The organism is Pseudomonas sp. TUM25319, from assembly GCF_056388475.1.
In genome coordinates this window covers 4,337,539-4,352,806 of record NZ_CM150751.1, presented here as the reverse complement: position 1 = coordinate 4,352,806, position 15,268 = coordinate 4,337,539, and the positions used below count along the sequence as shown (strand labels likewise).

The 15,268-nt window shown below is 66.3% G+C and carries 11 protein-coding genes; all 11 read right to left on the bottom strand.

The window, feature by feature from the left end; genetic code table 11:
• Positions 1–168: 168 nt before the first annotated feature.
• Positions 169–3,015, bottom strand: a complete 2,847-nt coding sequence (locus tag AC05QJ_RS19900) for an RHS repeat-associated core domain-containing protein (protein ID WP_476743001.1) — start codon at positions 3,013–3,015, stop codon at positions 169–171.
• Positions 3,012–7,313: a SpvB/TcaC N-terminal domain-containing protein gene (locus AC05QJ_RS19895; RefSeq protein WP_476743000.1), complete on the bottom strand. Its 4,302-nt coding sequence runs from the start codon at positions 7,311–7,313 to the stop codon at positions 3,012–3,014. Before AC05QJ_RS19895 ends, AC05QJ_RS19900 begins: the two co-directional genes overlap by 4 nt.
• A 98-nt stretch (positions 7,314–7,411) precedes the next feature.
• On the bottom strand, positions 7,412–8,263 hold the full coding sequence (locus tag AC05QJ_RS19890; RefSeq protein ID WP_476742999.1) for a CAP domain-containing protein: 852 nt from the start codon (positions 8,261–8,263) through the stop codon (positions 7,412–7,414).
• Between the two features lie 195 nt (positions 8,264–8,458).
• Positions 8,459–9,079 carry a cell wall hydrolase gene (locus AC05QJ_RS19885; RefSeq protein ID WP_476742998.1) on the bottom strand — a complete coding sequence of 207 codons (621 nt, stop codon included), beginning with the start codon at positions 9,077–9,079 and terminating at the stop codon, positions 8,459–8,461.
• Between the two features lie 374 nt (positions 9,080–9,453).
• Entirely contained in the window at positions 9,454–10,161 is a 708-nt protein-coding gene (locus AC05QJ_RS19880) for a GNAT family N-acetyltransferase (protein ID WP_476742997.1), read from the bottom strand.
• 108 nt (positions 10,162–10,269) lie between these two features.
• Positions 10,270–10,545, bottom strand: coding sequence for a hypothetical protein (locus AC05QJ_RS19875; protein ID WP_476742996.1), 276 nt, complete (start codon positions 10,543–10,545; stop codon positions 10,270–10,272).
• Between the two features lie 228 nt (positions 10,546–10,773).
• A complete protein-coding gene (locus tag AC05QJ_RS19870; RefSeq protein WP_476742995.1) occupies positions 10,774–12,399 on the bottom strand; it encodes a methyl-accepting chemotaxis protein in 1,626 nt (541 codons plus the stop codon).
• A 112-nt stretch (positions 12,400–12,511) separates the two neighbouring features.
• Positions 12,512–13,366, bottom strand: a complete 855-nt coding sequence (locus AC05QJ_RS19865) for an AraC family transcriptional regulator (RefSeq protein WP_476742994.1) — start codon at positions 13,364–13,366, stop codon at positions 12,512–12,514.
• Positions 13,363–13,683, bottom strand: coding sequence for an AzlD domain-containing protein (locus AC05QJ_RS19860; protein ID WP_476742993.1), 321 nt, complete (start codon positions 13,681–13,683; stop codon positions 13,363–13,365). The genes AC05QJ_RS19865 and AC05QJ_RS19860 overlap by 4 nt, the downstream gene beginning before the upstream one ends.
• Positions 13,683–14,378 (bottom strand): AzlC family ABC transporter permease, encoded by a 696-nt coding sequence (locus tag AC05QJ_RS19855; RefSeq protein ID WP_476742992.1) that lies wholly within the window; start codon positions 14,376–14,378, stop codon positions 13,683–13,685. Before AC05QJ_RS19855 ends, AC05QJ_RS19860 begins: the two co-directional genes overlap by 1 nt.
• Positions 14,379–14,454: 76 nt before the next feature.
• A complete protein-coding gene (locus tag AC05QJ_RS19850; protein WP_476747972.1) occupies positions 14,455–15,099 on the bottom strand; it encodes a sel1 repeat family protein in 645 nt (214 codons plus the stop codon).
• Positions 15,100–15,268 lie beyond the last annotated feature (169 nt).

Sequence of the window (15,268 nt, the reverse complement as noted above, 5' to 3'; positions counted from 1 at the left end):
CCCTCGTTCCTGCACCCTCGATTCATGTGTCGCTGAGGAAACCCTGCGTCCGGGTTTCAGGCGTGCGTGTTGATGCTCTACAGAGCGCAAGGAACGGCAGGGCGGTGAAAGCTGTGCCCAAAAAAACGGGCGCCATTGGCGCCCGGTGTTGAGGTTTGCAAGCAGGTTTCAGAAGGGCGGGGTCCCTGCCCGAGAAACAAATTTGCTTGTATCGGGCGTAGTGGCATGCGGGAACCTCACTCCGGTCGGCACGATAAGCGTCGACGACAGGATTCCACTGCAGTTGTAGCAGGCCGGGAAAGCTGCTCCCGGTAGTTGCCCGTTGCCCTTGACCAGTCTCTCCGTGAAGATGATGGCGTCTTTCAGTACCGCGTCTGTTTTTTCTTTGTCGCTCTTCAGAAGCAGGATCTTGTTTATCGCGACGACTTCGGCATGAAGCCCGGGTATCCCGTCCTCATTGCGTAGCCAGAACTTGTTCGCTTTGATGTGAAGCCTGATTCGGTGCTCGGTATAGGCGTGGAGTCTGGTACCGGCTTTTCGGTATGCAGCCTGTACCCCTCCAATCAGCGCACTGATATCGGACACGTAGTACCTGTCCGAGGCATAAGATTCGGCCTGGGGAGGAGGGATGTGAAGCTTCAAGCCCCCCGAGGACGATTTGGGCGCCTCGAGTTTCAGGTCGACACCGGGGAAGGTGTTTTTCGGACTGAGGCTGCCGGGTAAATTGAAGAAGCCGGAGCGATAGCTCGCGCCCAGGTTCCACGTCACGGCAGCGTGTGCTGTCAGGGCCTCCAGTCTTTTTTTCGTGAGCATCCCGGGGTCTCGGCGCAGGGCGAATGCCTTTTTGCTTTCCGACAGCTTCGCGAGGTCCCTTGAGTTTTCTTCTGCCTGATCACGAAGGGTCTGTGTATCACGGGAGGCCTGGGCGCCTCGTATTCTAATGATAATGTCACGCGGCCCCTCCCTGAGTTTCTCGACATTACCCGCCGAGCCCGCCCGTTCCAGCCTCTCGATGGCCTTCTTGATTCCAGGTTGCACTTTCACCAAGCCATCGTCATCAACAAAGCCGACAGGATTGTTGCCCACCATTCGATAGCGATTCAGCCCATCCACATCCCCGGCAGGGTCCGGACTGATCCAGCGCTGCAGCCAGGGCGCGTAATAGCGGAAACCGTAGTCGTACAACCCGCTGGCATCACGTTCCTTGCCGGAGTAACGCACAGTCTTGTAGCCCGCCTCGACGGCGCTGCGCCCGGCCCACCAGGCGGTGCCGCCGAACGGGTAATACTGTTCCTGGCTGATCAGGGCGCCGTTCTGGTCCAGTTCCAGGGCGCTCGAACCGAGGTGGTCGGTGAGGCCGTAGCGGATCTGGTCGTTGTCGATGCCTTCGGGTTTGCCGTCCTGCCAATGCAGCACCCGCACGTCACTGGTCAGCACCTGGCAGGTGATGACCTGCAGCACCTCGCCGGTTGCCGTGCGGCGCAGTTCCAGGCCGGGCAGGTAACGCACTTCACTCACCAGGGTTCTGCCCTTCGCCTGGGCGAGCGCGGTCTTGCGGCAGCGCTGGCCACTGCTGTCGTAGCGGTAGTGTTCGCCATCGCTCTGTTCGTCACGCTCCAGCGTCGTGACCCGGTGCAACTGGTTGCCGGTATTCCAGGTGAGCGATTGGCCGCGCTGCAGCAGACACAGATTGCCATGGGCATCGAACGCTTCGTCGAAGCCTGCGCGGGTCAGTTCCGGCGGCAGGCAGCGGTTGCTGTCGTCGGCAACCTGGTAGTCGCGGGTGAAGGACTGGCTGCCCACGTGACGCAGGTGCAGCAGATTGCCCGCGGCATCGTAGTCGTAGTGCTGGACGTAGTTGGCCATGCGCGACGGGTCGCTCGGCAGTGGCTGCAGGTCCGGCAGGGCAGGGCCGTGGCTGGCGCCCTGGCTGACCTCGCGGCCACTGGCCTCGATCAGTTGATAGAGCGTGTCGTAGCCGAAGGCGCTGACCGGCTCGGTTTTCTGGTTGGCGAAGTGCAGGGTGGGTTGGGCCAGGTCTTCGATGCTCAGCAGATTGCCGACCGGATCGTAGCCGTAGCGCAGATCCTGAACCGCGCCCCGTTGCGCGCGACGGGCACTCAGGCGCAGCAGGCGGGCGTTGGCCGGATCGTACTCGGCGTGGCTGATCACGCCATTGCCGGCGGTCTGGGTTTCGATCTGGCCCTGGGCGTTGTAGCGGGCTTCGACCAGCAGCGGGTGCGTGCTGCCATCGGCCAGTACCAGGTCGAGGCCGATCAGTTCACCGGCCTGCGAGACCCGTGGCTGGTGGCGGTTGCCCAGGGCATCGGTCTGTTCGATCAGGTTGTTCAGGGGGCCGTGGCGGTAATGGGTCAGGGCGCCGTCGCCGGGCTCCAGCAGGGCGTCGCGGTCGCCTTGCGTTTCGGGCCAGTCCGGCAGGTCGAGGTCGGCGAGGAAGTGCCGGGTCTCATCCATCACCTGGCCGGTGAGGGCGTAGCTTTGCAGCAGAAGGCTGCCGACGTCGTCGTCCTGGCGGATCAGGCGCCCGCAGCGATTGGCGGCCTCATCCCAAGGCCCGCCCCAAGTGTGCCGTTCGGCCGTGCGGGGTGGCTCTCCGTCCAGGCGTGCATGGACCGCCAGCGGGCGCAGTTGTTCGTCGTAGTCGTAGGCCCAGTGGCTGGCACGGGCATCCCAGCGCTGCCTCGGCTCGCCCGCCACCCCCGGCAACAGCAGTTGCCAGCCGGCATCGGCGTTTTCCTCGATCAGCATCTGGCCGGACAGGCTGCACAAGGTGCTCTGGTTGGGGCTGACCGTCTGGTTCGTGGCGAGCCGGGCGGACAGCCGCGGGTCCCAGTGCCGTGACCGCCGGCCACTGGCGTCGTGGCGACTGAGGGTGAGGCGTGCAGCGGCGCTGTCATCGAGTTGCGCACGGTGGTAGGCGATCTGGCGCACGCCCAGTCCACGCGGGTCGACCACCCCGAGATCGGGGCTGCGATAGTGCAGTTCGGCGCTCATGAGGCTCGCTCCTTCGAATCGATGACCTCCTGCCAGGTATCGTTCTCGTCCTCGCTGATGCCGTACCACGGCAGGTAGCGCTCGCGGCGCAGGTAGCCCTTGGCGGTGAGGCAACGTACCTGGCGGCCCAGGGGGTCGTAGAACTGCTGGTCGTGGTAGCCGGCCTCCCGCAGCGAGCTGTCGTCGATGTAGCGCCAGCGATTGGCGAAATAGGGCCGGTAGACCCGCACCGGCAAGCCCTTGTTGTTGTATTCCACCCGCTCGCTGACGCGCCAGCGCTCTTCGCTGTCGATCACCTTGGGCACGCCGTTCTCCAGCACCAGCCGGCCGTCTTCATCCACCTCCCAGGCCTCGCCCGGATCGACTTTCTGCTTGCTCTGCAGCGAACGTCCGAAACCATCGGCGCTGGTCAGGCTGATGCGGATCTGCAGTTGCGGATCGCCGGGGTAGCGGTCAGCCAGCAGCACGGCGCTCTGCACGGGCTGGCCGTTGTGCATCCAGTTGAAGGGGTCATAGAAGCAGACGCTGGCCGCGTTCTGCAGTGCGGCAGCGGGATCGGCCAGCGCCTGTTCCAGGTCGTCGCTCTCGCGCTGGTAGTCCGACAGCGGGGCGAAGCCGGCCGGCTGGCCCGCTTCGGTGCCATGGAAGCTGCTCGCCAGCAGGCGGCCAAAGCCGTCGTAGCGCGCTTCCTGGGTATTGCGGTTGGGATCGACGATCCGCACCGGTTGCAAGCTGTGGTAGTCGAACTCGGCGTGGGTGAGGCAGCCGTCGGGCAGGGCCACGTCGCTGATCTGGCACCAGTAAGGGTCGTGGCCGACCTGGGTCAGGCCGTGGCTGTTGGTCTGGCGGAAGGACACGGTGCGGTGGAAGCCGGTGGCGGGGGCGAAGTGGGTGAAGCCCTGTTGCACCGACCAGAGTTCCAGTTCCGGCTGTTCCGGCAGCAACGCTGGCATGCGCCGGTACCCCAGCGCCAGCAGTTGCTCATGGAGCTCGTCGCGGCTCATGACCCGGTCATAGGCCTGCAGCGCCGTTTCATCCAGTTCGGCGCTTTCCAGCGGGCCGGGCAGGGCCTCGAAGCTGGCCTGCCCGTCGGGCAGGTCCTGGCGCACGCGGGTGTCGGCTGCCTGGTAGCGCTGGACGCTCTGTCCGGTGAGGTGGCGCTCGGCGTCGTCGCCCAGCGGGCTTTCCGGGCCGCTGAAGTGTTCGTAGCTGATCTGCCGCACCGGCAGTTGTGCTGCCGGCAGCACCAGGGCATTGCCGCGGGCCTGCCAGGGCAGGCCGAGGCGCCAGCCCTGGGGATCGTCGAGGTGGATCGGGCGCGCCCGGCTCTCGTTGAGATAGTGCTGGTATTGCGCGTCGTCGTGGGCGTCGCGCCACCAGCGCTGTTCGTGTTCGTCTTCGAACGGCGGCGGGTCACCGGCGCGGCGACGGCGGGCGCAGTGGATGACCACCGCATGGGTGACCTCACCAAAGGCGTCGGCACGCAGGGTGATGCTGTGCTGGCTGCGCGGGTCGTCGGCCTGGCGCTCGTACTGGTGCTCGACGCTTTCCAGGGGCATCGGCAGCATGCGCGGGTAAGGCTGGTGCGGGTCGGCGGCGGCCAGTTCGCGAACCCGGTAGCGATACTCCTGCACCGAGAACGGCACGTCCCGGTGCACATCGTCGTCCAGACCGTACTGTTCGACGCGGCGCAGGCTGCCGCTGAGGGCATGGGCCATGGCGTGCTGGCGGGCCGGGTCGGGAGCGTCGATCACCTCGTCGCTGTCGTCCTGCGGGTCGTGCCGGCTCAGCAGGTCGTCGCCGAGTGTCGCCGCTTCGCGATCCTGGAAAGCGCCGCGCAGTGGTGGCGGCGGGAACTGGCCGGCGTGGTACCAGGTCTTGGTCAGCATCGGCGCAGTGAACAGCTCGTCGTCGTCGTTGCTTGCGCTTTCGCTGTCGGTCTGCAGCACCAGGCCGTAGCCGCGCAGCTCGCGTTCATGGCGGTCGTAGTGGCCCTGGCGGTAGCTAAAGAGCTGGGTCAGTTGATTGCCGGTGATTTCATCCCGTTGCTGCTGCCGGTTCACCAGGTGCAGGGCCAGTGGCATCTGGCAGACCGGCTGGGTGCCGTTGCGTTGCAGCTCGTTTTTTTCATCCAGCCATTCCTGCGCCGAGCTGCGGTACCGAAGGTTGCTCTGGGCGCCCATGTTGTTGCGGCTGAGGGTCATCAGGTACGGCTTGTCGCTGACGAAGTCCAGGCGCCAGTGGCGGGGCGCCATGTGGGGCACCGTCAGGACCAGGCTGGCGCAGCCGAGCCCGAGCAAGTCGGCGGCGCTGACCTGGCACAAGGCGTCGTAGCGCACCCCCGCTGGCCAGGGCTGCTCGAACGGCGGCTCGAAGCCCACGCCCGAGCGGTTCATGAACACCAGCGCATGCTCGCTGCACAGGTAGATCAGGTCGACGGCCCCGGAGCCATCGAGGTCGGCCAGCAGCACGCGGCTGGCGTCGAACTCTTCGTAGGTGAAGGGCAGGCTGGCCAGGTGCATGCCCCGTCCGAAGCGCCCGTGGCCGAGGTTGGGCCAGAGCCGGACCTCGTTGTGACGAATGCGCACCAGATGCTGCTGGCCGCTGCCCAGCAGGTCGGTCAAGGCCACCAGTTCACTGCGGTGGTTACCGGGAATCGGCAGGCTGTCTTCGTCATGGGGCACTTCGCGGGCGGGGGCAAAACCATGGTCGCGGCGGTTGGCGTACACCCGCACACTGCGCGGGCCGATCAGGGCCAGGTCGAGCAAGCCGGCGCCGCTGAGATCGGCCAGTTGCGCCAGCGGGTGCAGGCTCTCGCTCGGCATGGCGCTGAACGGCACGAAGGCGGACCAGTCGCGGTTCTGGTCGAGGGTGAAGCAGCCACTGAAGCCGGGGGCGTTGACACACCAGTCCAGGCAGGCGTCGCCGGTGAGGTCGCCGAGGCTCTGCTGCGGTGACTTGCTGCTGTCGGCCGCCGGTACGCGGGGCAACAGGCGCCAGTCGTCATAGACGATGGCGTCGGGGTCATCGCTGTCCGTCGCACGGCGGGGCTCGCGGTACATCCAACCCTGGTCGCTGCGGTACAGCACGCCGGCAGTGCCTTCGCCGTACAGGTCTACCAACTGGTAGCGCTGGCCGTCATTGAGGCCGGGCAACTCGGGGAAGGCGACGAACTGCCCGGGCTCGCCGGCGAAGGTGGAATAGTCGAATTCCACCGGCGGCAGCGTACTGCGGTTGCCGTCGGCATCCCAGGCCTGGTGATGGGCGGCTGCCAGGAGCTGATAGGACAGCGCTTCGGTGTGGTACTCCAGCAGCAGACGTTGCACCAGAACCGGTTCTTCACCGAGTTCGGGAAAACGGTGGAACATCAGCAGTTGCCGGCACAGGCGCAGGCAGCCCAGCTCGAAGCCGTAGGCGTAGGCGCTGTGGCGGTCTTCGCGCACTGGCCAGGGCATCTGTTCGGGGTAGCCGGGCGTGTCGTCCACGCCGCTCGGGCGCTCGCCATAGTCCAGCAGCAGTTCGAAGTGCCAGGCATGGCGGCCGATGTCGTCCGGCTGCCAGAGCATCAGCCAGGGCCAGGCCTCGACATTGCCGTAGCACACCCGCGCCAGGTAGCGTCGGGCGCGGAAGTCGCGGGGTTCTGCCTGGGCCAGGCCGGCCAGGTCCTCGGCTTTGTACTCGTACAGAATGTGCTCGCCGTGGGCGTTCATGCTTTCTTCCAGCAGCCATTCGGCGACGCGCTGCGGGTCGAGGGGATCGGCGTGACGGGCCGAGGCGGTACGGCCATACAGATGCAGGCTGCCGTCACGGCCATGGATCAGCCAGAAACCGGGGTCGGCCGGGTTGGCGCGCCAGTGTTCGAGGCGTGAGAAGTCGCCTTCGACCCGGGGAAAATGCCGGATCACCTGCCAGGGATGCTCCAGTTCCAGCTCCCGGTAAGTGTCCACTTCGCTGAACGATGGCTGGCCGTCGGCGCCGCGTTCGGCCAGCCAGACGCCGCCGTCCGGGCCGAGGATCACGTCGTCATCGTCATAGTGCGGGACTCCGCGGCTGGTACGCCGGGCGACGCAGCCCGGACTCAGGCGCCAGCCGAAACCGAAGGGGCCATTGCTGATGGAGCTCTGATAGTGCAGCGACAGCTGCGGTGCATAGCCGCGGCCGGCGGAAAGTGGCACGGCGATGTCGAAGGAAGCGGCACCGCAGGTGCCGACGCCACCCAGGCCGCTGCCGGCGCTCTGGATCGCACCGCCGCCCTTGGGCAGCGAGGGTGGGGTAATGGCGGGCGTCTGGTCCTGCATGTCCTTTCTCCATGATGAGGCATGGAGCAAGAGTGCACCGTCCTGAAATTTTCGGTAACTGACAAAAATATCAGGTCGGTGGGGGCGTCACCGACCGGTCACGGGGTGCCGAACAGGGCGGTCCAGTAGATCCCGGCATCGCTTTTCGGGTCGGTGGCGTAGGCGGCGCCCAGCTCGCGCAACTGCGGGTTCATCAGGTTGGTGCAATGGCCGGGGCTGGACAGCCAGCCGTCGAGCACCTTGCGCGGACTGTCGAGGCCGGCGGCGATGTTTTCGGCGATGCCCTGGCCGCTGTAGCCGGCCAGGTCGGCGCGATCACCAGGGGTACGGCCCTCGCGGTCGATGTGGTCGAAGAAGTTCTGGTTGGCCATGGCCCGGCTGTGGCCCTGTGCGGTTTGCGCGAGCGTTTCGTTCCACACCAGCGGCGTGGTCGCGGCCATGGCCTGGGTGCCGCACTGCTGCGGTTTGGCGCGGGCGGCGTTGATGGCGTCGAGCAGTTTCCGGCCTTCGCTGTTCCAGTCGCCGAGGCGGGCGCTGAGCAGGGGGCGGGCGACGACGATGCGCCATTCGCGATCGACACGGCTGACGCCGATATCGACGAACTGCGGGTCGAGCACCACCTGGCAGAAACTCTCGCGGATTGCCTGCATGGCCGCTGCCGCATCGCGCGGGCCGGACAGGCTGATGGCCTGGACATTGACCATCGGGTAGGCGGTACGGGACAACTGCTGCTGCAGGTTGCCCATGTCGGTGATCGACAGCACCAGGCGTGGGTCGCTGCTCAGCGGTGGCAGTTCCAGCGAGGCCTGGCCGGCGCAGCCCTGGGACTGGTTGCGGTAACTGTTGATCGAGTCGATCAGTTGCGTCTCCTCGGTGGCCAGGGCCTGGCCGGCGAACACCGGTGCCAGGCAGAACATGGCGATACGCAGGACGGTAGAGCTGACGCGCATTTGAATCTCCCTTGATCTGGCACCACGCGGCTGCTGAATGGCCGGCGTGGCTGGTCTTGCGGTGAATCCGGCAGGTCGCGCTCGGGGCCTGCCGGTCGTCCCCGGTCACTTGGGGAAAAGGTTGCATGGTAGCCAGATATGGCGTGCGCGTGTCGTCTTTGTCTGGTGCAACGCGCAAGGGTTCCCTGTCGCGGCTCAACGGGCATCGCCGTTGCGCGGCTTGTAGAAGAGGAACTTGCCGGTCTGGGCGGTGCGCAGAAAGGTTTTCGACCAGTCCGGAGACACCTTGCGGTCATGGAAATACAGCGCGCCGCGGCTGTTGTCCGGCAGTTGCCGGTTGAGCACCTTGCGGGCGATTTCCTTGGCCTGGAGGTATTCGTCGTCTTCCTTGATCTGGTCGGCGCGCCCGTCGCACCACCAGGAGAACTGGCAGGCGTGGCGCTGCGAACCGTCCTTGACCACGGCGCACACGGTATCCGGAAACCCGTCGTGGCCGACCCGGTTCATCACCACATTGGCCACGGCCTGCATGTCGGCATCGGTGGCGCCCTTGGATTCCCAGTAGATGGTGCGGGCCAGGCAGGTGAGGGTGTCGTCCAGGGGCGCGGCGCCTTGCGGGTCGACGGCCTTGGCCTCGGTGGCGGTGATGGTTTCGTTGCGGGCGGGGCTGGTATCGGCCGCCTGGGTGGCGACGTCGTGCTCCAGCGCGGCGGCCTTTTTCTCGGCCTTGACGGCGATCGCCGGATCGGCGGCGAGCGCGGTGGCGGTGAACAGTACAGCGGTGAGCAGGCAGACGGCATTCAGCATGAGGCGCATGATCGGACCCTTCCCGTGACAGGAGCTACCTGGTTCGGTAGACCTGCGGGGAAGTTCAATCATTCCGGGGTTGCCGCCGGACGGTAGCGTTTCGCTTGTTTTGCGCAGGGGCGATGAGTTGCTGCCGCCGCTACAGTTGCTTGGTTGCCAGCTCCCACAGAATTTCGGCCAGCCGCGCTATCCACGGCAGGGCTCGATACCTGTGGGAGTCGGCGTTGCCGACGATGGCGTCATTGCAGGCACCCTCATTGCCTGTGCCGGCCTCATCGCTGGCAAGGCCAGCTCCCACAAGGTCCGCGCCAGGCGCACTGGCAAGCTGGGCTCGATACCTGTGGGAGTCGGCCTTGCCGACGATGGCGTCATTGCAGACAACACTAGACCAGCCGGATTTCCCGCTCTTGCATCTGCCCGACCCGCTCCTGCACAAAGGCCCGCGCATGTCGCGCCAGTTCATCAAGGTGCCGGTCGCGCTTCTTTTCGGCCTCGACCATCGACTTGCGCCCGTGCTGCTTGAGCAGGTAGCTGTGGATCTGCTGCACTTCCAGCGTGCGCCACACCGGCGCCACGTCGAGCATCACCAGCACGCCGTCGCCCGCCGCCGCGCCGCTGGCCATCAGTACCTGGGTGTCGCGCACACCTTCCACGGCGAGCCCGAGGGCCTCGAAGCAGGGCACCTTGCCCTGGGCACAGGCCAGTTCGACCCGGGTGTAGCGCTGGCGTACCGCCTCCAGCAGGGCCCGGCCTAGTCCGCGCCGACGCTGCTCCTGACGCACCGCCATCCACGCCACGGCGCAGGCGCCGGGCTCGCCGTCGATCGGCAGGCACAAGGCAAAGCCGAGCAGTTGCTGGGGATCGTCGTCGGCACAGGCCAGCACCAGTTCCGCCGGCAAACGCGAGCTGCCCAGCGCCTGAAGGTACAGGTGCACTTCGAAACCCAGGCCGTACTGGTACAGGTTGTACAGCGCGTTGCTCGGCGGCAGGGCGGTGCTGCTGAGGTCGGTGAAGGCATCCACGACCATCTGCAGAAGCTGGCTTTTCAGCGGTTCATCGGGCGGGGTGTGCAGCAGGGTGACAACGGGCATCGACAGGGGGGCTCCGGGCTTGGAAGGGCGGCCAGGCAAAGGCCAGGCCGCCAGTCTACCGCAGCACGCGCTTCCAGCCTGCACCGTTGTGGTCTGGGGCGCGGGAAATCAGCTCAGCGGGGTGAGAACGCGACCATTGGCCAGAACCCGGTAAGGTGGAATCTGGCTGCCACCTTCCTCGACAACGATCTTGTCGTTGGCCTGTACGAAGTACGGCAATTGCGAGCCATTGACCTTGACGCTCATGACGAAACCGCGGTCGTCACTGCGATCCCAGCTTTCGGCCTTGCCGGGCGTGATGACGAAAAAGGAGGTATCGCCATCCGAACCCCAGTGGTTGATGGCGACGCTGATGGTCTGCGAAAAGTTGTTGAGCACTTGCATGGTCTTGATCCTTCAAAGTGTGAGCGGCGAACGAATCGCCGGTTCCAGGTGTGCGCCCGCGGTGGCGGGCGAACAGAACCTAGTACAGGACCGCGGATGTGTCCAAATGCCACTATACGGCGGGAATCTGACAGCGCCGGTGCAAGCCGTTGTTTCAGAACACATCCTTGCCGACTGTCGGCGATCGGCTAATGCGCCATGGGCCAATGGCTTACGACGCTTTAGGCATCAGACCCGAAAGCGCCCCACCAGCGCCGTCAGTTCCTGGGCCAGCCCCGACAACGTCTGGCTCGCCACGCTGGTCTGCTGTGCGCCCTCGGCCGAGCGGGCCGAGAGTTCGCGGATGTTGAGCAGGTTGCGGTCGACTTCGCGGGCGACCTGGGCCTGCTCTTCGGCGGCGCTGGCGATCACCAGGTTGCGCTCGTTGATCTGGCCGATGGCGGCGTAGATGCCTTCGAGCACCTGTTCCGACGCCTGGGTGGTGTCCAGCGCGGCACGGGCGCGTTCGGCGCTGGTGTGCATGGAACTGACCGCCACCTCGGTGCCGCTCTGCACGCTGCCGATCATCTGTTCGATTTCCTGGGTCGACTGCTGGGTGCGGTAGGCCAGGGTGCGGACTTCGTCGGCCACCACCGCGAAACCTCGCCCGGCTTCTCCGGCCCGGGCCGCTTCGATGGCGGCGTTCAGGGCCAGCAGGTTGGTCTGTTCGGAGACCGCGCGGATCACCTCCAGCACCTTGCCGATGTCGCGGATTTCGCCAGCCAGGTGTTGCAGGCGTTCGCTGCCGGCCTGGACTTCACCGGCCATGGCCTGGGTGCCGTCGAGGGTTTCGCTGACCTGGCGACGGCTTTGCTCGGCCAGGCGGTTGGAGTCGCTGGCGGCCTGGGAGGTGGAAACGGCGTTGCGCGCCACTTCTTCCACGGCGGTGGTCATTTCGGTGACGGCGGTGGCCGCCTGTTCCAGTTCTTCGTCCTGGCGGCGCAGGCTTTCGGCGCTCTGTTCCGTCACTGCATTGAGGGCCTGGGCGGCGCCTGCCAGCTGTCCGGCGCAGGCGCTGATGCTGCCCAGGGTGTCGCGCTGGCTGTGCTGCATGCGCTGCAGTTCGGCGAACAACTGGCCGATTTCGTTGTTGCCGGGCACGGCCACGGGCTCGCTGAGGTCGCCACCGGCGATACGCTGGAAATGCCGGCTGGCATCGCGCAGCGGATGCAGCACGCGGCGCTGGATGAAGCCCCAGCACAGGCCAGCCAGCAGCAATGTAGCGAGCAGCAGGGCCAGGCTCAGGATCTGCGCGTTGCGCAGGCGTCGCTCCGACGCGTCCATGATCTGCTGGCCACGCTCGTTCAGGGCCTTGACCAGTTCCTGGCGCAGGCTCTGCAGCTTGCCCATGGCGTTGCCGGCATCGACGTTGACGGCGAAATAGTGGTCCAGGGAGTTGGCGAGCGTGGCCTCGCGCTGGCCGGCGATGGCCTTGGCGTAGACGGCGAAGGTGCGTTGCAGGTCGTCGGCGACCGGTTCCAGCGGCGTTCCACGGGCATTGGCGACGAAGGCGTCGGCCAGTTTCAGGCTTTCTCCGATCAGTTCCTCTGAACGCACCAGCCGGCCCCTGGCGCTTTCGGCATGGCCGCCTTGCTGCTCGATGAAGCCCGAGGACACGTTGGCGCTGGAACGGATCGCCATCAGCAGGGCGTTGTTCAGGCGGTCGGACTGGTGCGCGGTGTCGTCCAGTTCGTTGATCTGCGCGTCACTGCCCACCGCGCCGCGCCAGGCGCTGACGGTGGAAAACAGCAGGGTGAGGCTGAACAGCGTCAGCACCCAGAACATTCCGGTGCGGATCTTGAGGTCGGCGAACATGCGGGCAGGGCTCCTGTAGGTCGAGGTCCGCCACTTTTTGTACCGGGCGGTTCGTTCTGCTATCGGAGCGACAAGGTGACGACTTGAGGGGCGATGGCCGGGTTGTGTTCGATTACCGAACCGATAGTGAAATCGCACTGTCGGCGCAGGCGCGGCGGTACTCGCCGGGGGTGACGCCATAGGCCTGCTTGAACTGGCGGCTGAGGTGACTCTGGTCGGCGAACCCCAGGTCGAAGGCGACGTTGAGCGGCGCGCCGCCCTGGCGCAGCATCGTCCGGGCGCGGGCCAGGCGGCGCTGCTTGAGCCAGGCGTGAGGTGGCAGGCCGGTGGCCTGGCGGAACACCCGGGCGAAGTGGAAGGGCGACAGGTTCACCGCCGCCGCCAGTTCTTCCAGCGACGGCGGGCAGTCGAGGCGGGCGTCGAGCAGTTCGCGGGCACGGGCCACCGCCAGCGGCTCGCTGCCCGGTGCGCGCGCCTCGCCGACCCGGGCGTGACGCTGCATCAACAGCAAGGCGACCTCGCGCCAGGCCGATTGCTGCTCCAGCGCGCCGGCGCCTTGCTGCGCCGTGTGGTTCAGGCCGAGCAGCGCGCGGTAGACCAACGGGTCTTGCAGCACGCTGCTGGAAAAGACCGGCGTGCCCGCGTGGCGAACGTCCAGTTCGTCGAGTACGCCGGTCATGTGGGCGATGTCCGGGTAGCAGCCGCGGTAGCTCCAGCCCGCCTCGTGGGCGCGGGAGCCGGTGTGCAGTTCGTCGGGGTTGATCAGCACCACGCTGCCCACCGGCGCCAGGTGGTCGGCGCCGCGGTGCCAGAACACCTGGGCGCCGGCTTCGATGGCAATGATCGAATAGCCTTCGTGCACATGCGGGGCGAAGCGCTGCTGGTAGTAGCGGGCCTGCAGCAGCTCCAGGTTGCCAAGCGCCGGCGCCTGCCAGAAGTGGGTCTGTTCCCGAGGAGCCTGTGTCATGGCAAGCCGAGCCACCACCGATAAGTGAAGAAGAAACCCATGCTCAGCAGCATGCTGACCAGGGTGTTGCGGGTCCAGAGTACCAGCCCGATGGCCAGCAGCGAACCCAGCAGGTAGGGGTTGAGCGGGTCGAGGTTGAGCTGGTGGTTGGGCAGGAACACGATCGGCCCGCAAATCGCGGTGAGCATGCCCGGCACGGCAAAGCCCAGGAATTGCCGGGCGTTGGAACTCAGGCGCAGCGGCAGGCGCGGTTCGAGAAAGGCATAGCGGTTGAGAAACACGATCAGGCCCATGGCGACGATCAACAGGAAAATCATCAGCGTGCTCCCTGGAATTTCTGACAGATGAAGCCGGCGGCCATGCCCAGCAGGCCGGCGGCCACCAGCGCGGTTTCCCAGTGCCAGTAGCTGAACAGCACCGAGCAGAACAGCGAGACGGCCACGCATACCAGCGTCGGCACGTTGCGCACGCACGGTGCGATCAGGGCGACGAAGGTGGCGGCAATGGAGAAGTCCAGCCCCAGCGTGTCCAGATGCGGGATGTTCTGACCGAGGATGATCCCGGCCAGGGTGAACAGGTTCCAGGCCAGGTAGAAGGTCAGGCCGACGCCCAGCGCGTACCAGCGGTTGAACTGTTCGCGGTCGTATTGACTGACCAGGGCGAAGAATTCGTCGGTCAGCAGAAAGCCCAGGCCGGCGCGCCAGCGTCCCGGCAGGTCGGCGATCACCGGGCGCATCGACAGCCCGTAGAGCAGGTGCTGGGAAGTCAGCAGCAGGGTGGTGAGCAGGATCGACACCAGGTTGGCGCCGCCCTTGAGCATGCCGATGGCCACCAGTTGGGCGGCACCGGCGAAGACGATGGCGGACAGGCCCTGGCCCTCCAGCGGTGTCAGGTTGGCTTCGATCGCCATGGAGCCGGCAAGCAGCCCCCAGGGCGCGACGGCCAGGGACAGGGGCAGGCAGGCGATGGCGCCTTGCAGGTAGGCGGTGCGGGCGAGGCGGGATGCGGGCATGGCAGACAGCGACGTGAGGAATGGCAAGACAGGATGCCAGAGCGTCTGGCCCCTGCCTTGAACAATCTTGCTCAGCTCAGGGGCGGCGGGTGACGACCTGCGCGGCGCTGCCGCGGCAGCCGTTGATCTCGGTCGCCTTCTGCTGGTAGCTGGTGCGCTGGGTCGGGTCGAGCCCGGCCAGCAGGCGGTAGACCTCGGCCTGGAAGTCACGCTGGCTGCCCCATTGCAGCGACAGGCCCTGGGGGCGCTCGCGCAGGCATTGCAGGCGCACCGCCGGTTGCGGGTAGTAGCCGGCGTACAGCGAGTTGCGCGAGGGCACCTGTTCCATGGCCTGGCGGTACTCGGCGCTGCTGTTCAGGTCGGGGCACCAGTTGGCCACTTCCAGCGCCGCCGGGGCGAACCCCTGGGCCAGGCTGGAGCGCAGCAGCGGGCAGGCCTCGGCGGAAATCTGGTCGGCCGGCAGGTAAGTGATGTAGTGCAGGGCCAGGCGGTATTCGGCCACCGGGTGGCGCAGCAGGGCGGCGCGCTGCAACAGGGCCACCGCCGGTTGAAGGGCCTGGTCGAGGGACTGCACCTTGCGGATCAGTTCCTGGTCGTTGGGGGCGGCATCCAGCGGCAGGGCGTTGCCCTGGGCATCGGCCTGTTCCAGCAGCGGCAGGGCCTGACGATAGAGCAGGTCGGCGTGGGGATCGATGACGGGCTCGACAGCGGCGGCCATCATCGGCAGCAGCGCCAACAGGCAAGGGAGGTAACGATCAGAACGCACGTGATGGATCCTTGTGCCCGGTCTGTTGCGGGCGGGAAAGGGCTGGAGCGCAATTCATGGTGTGGCCCACTGTCCATAGTGAATGAAAGATTTCCATGGTCGGGCATTCTAGCGGCAGCGGCGG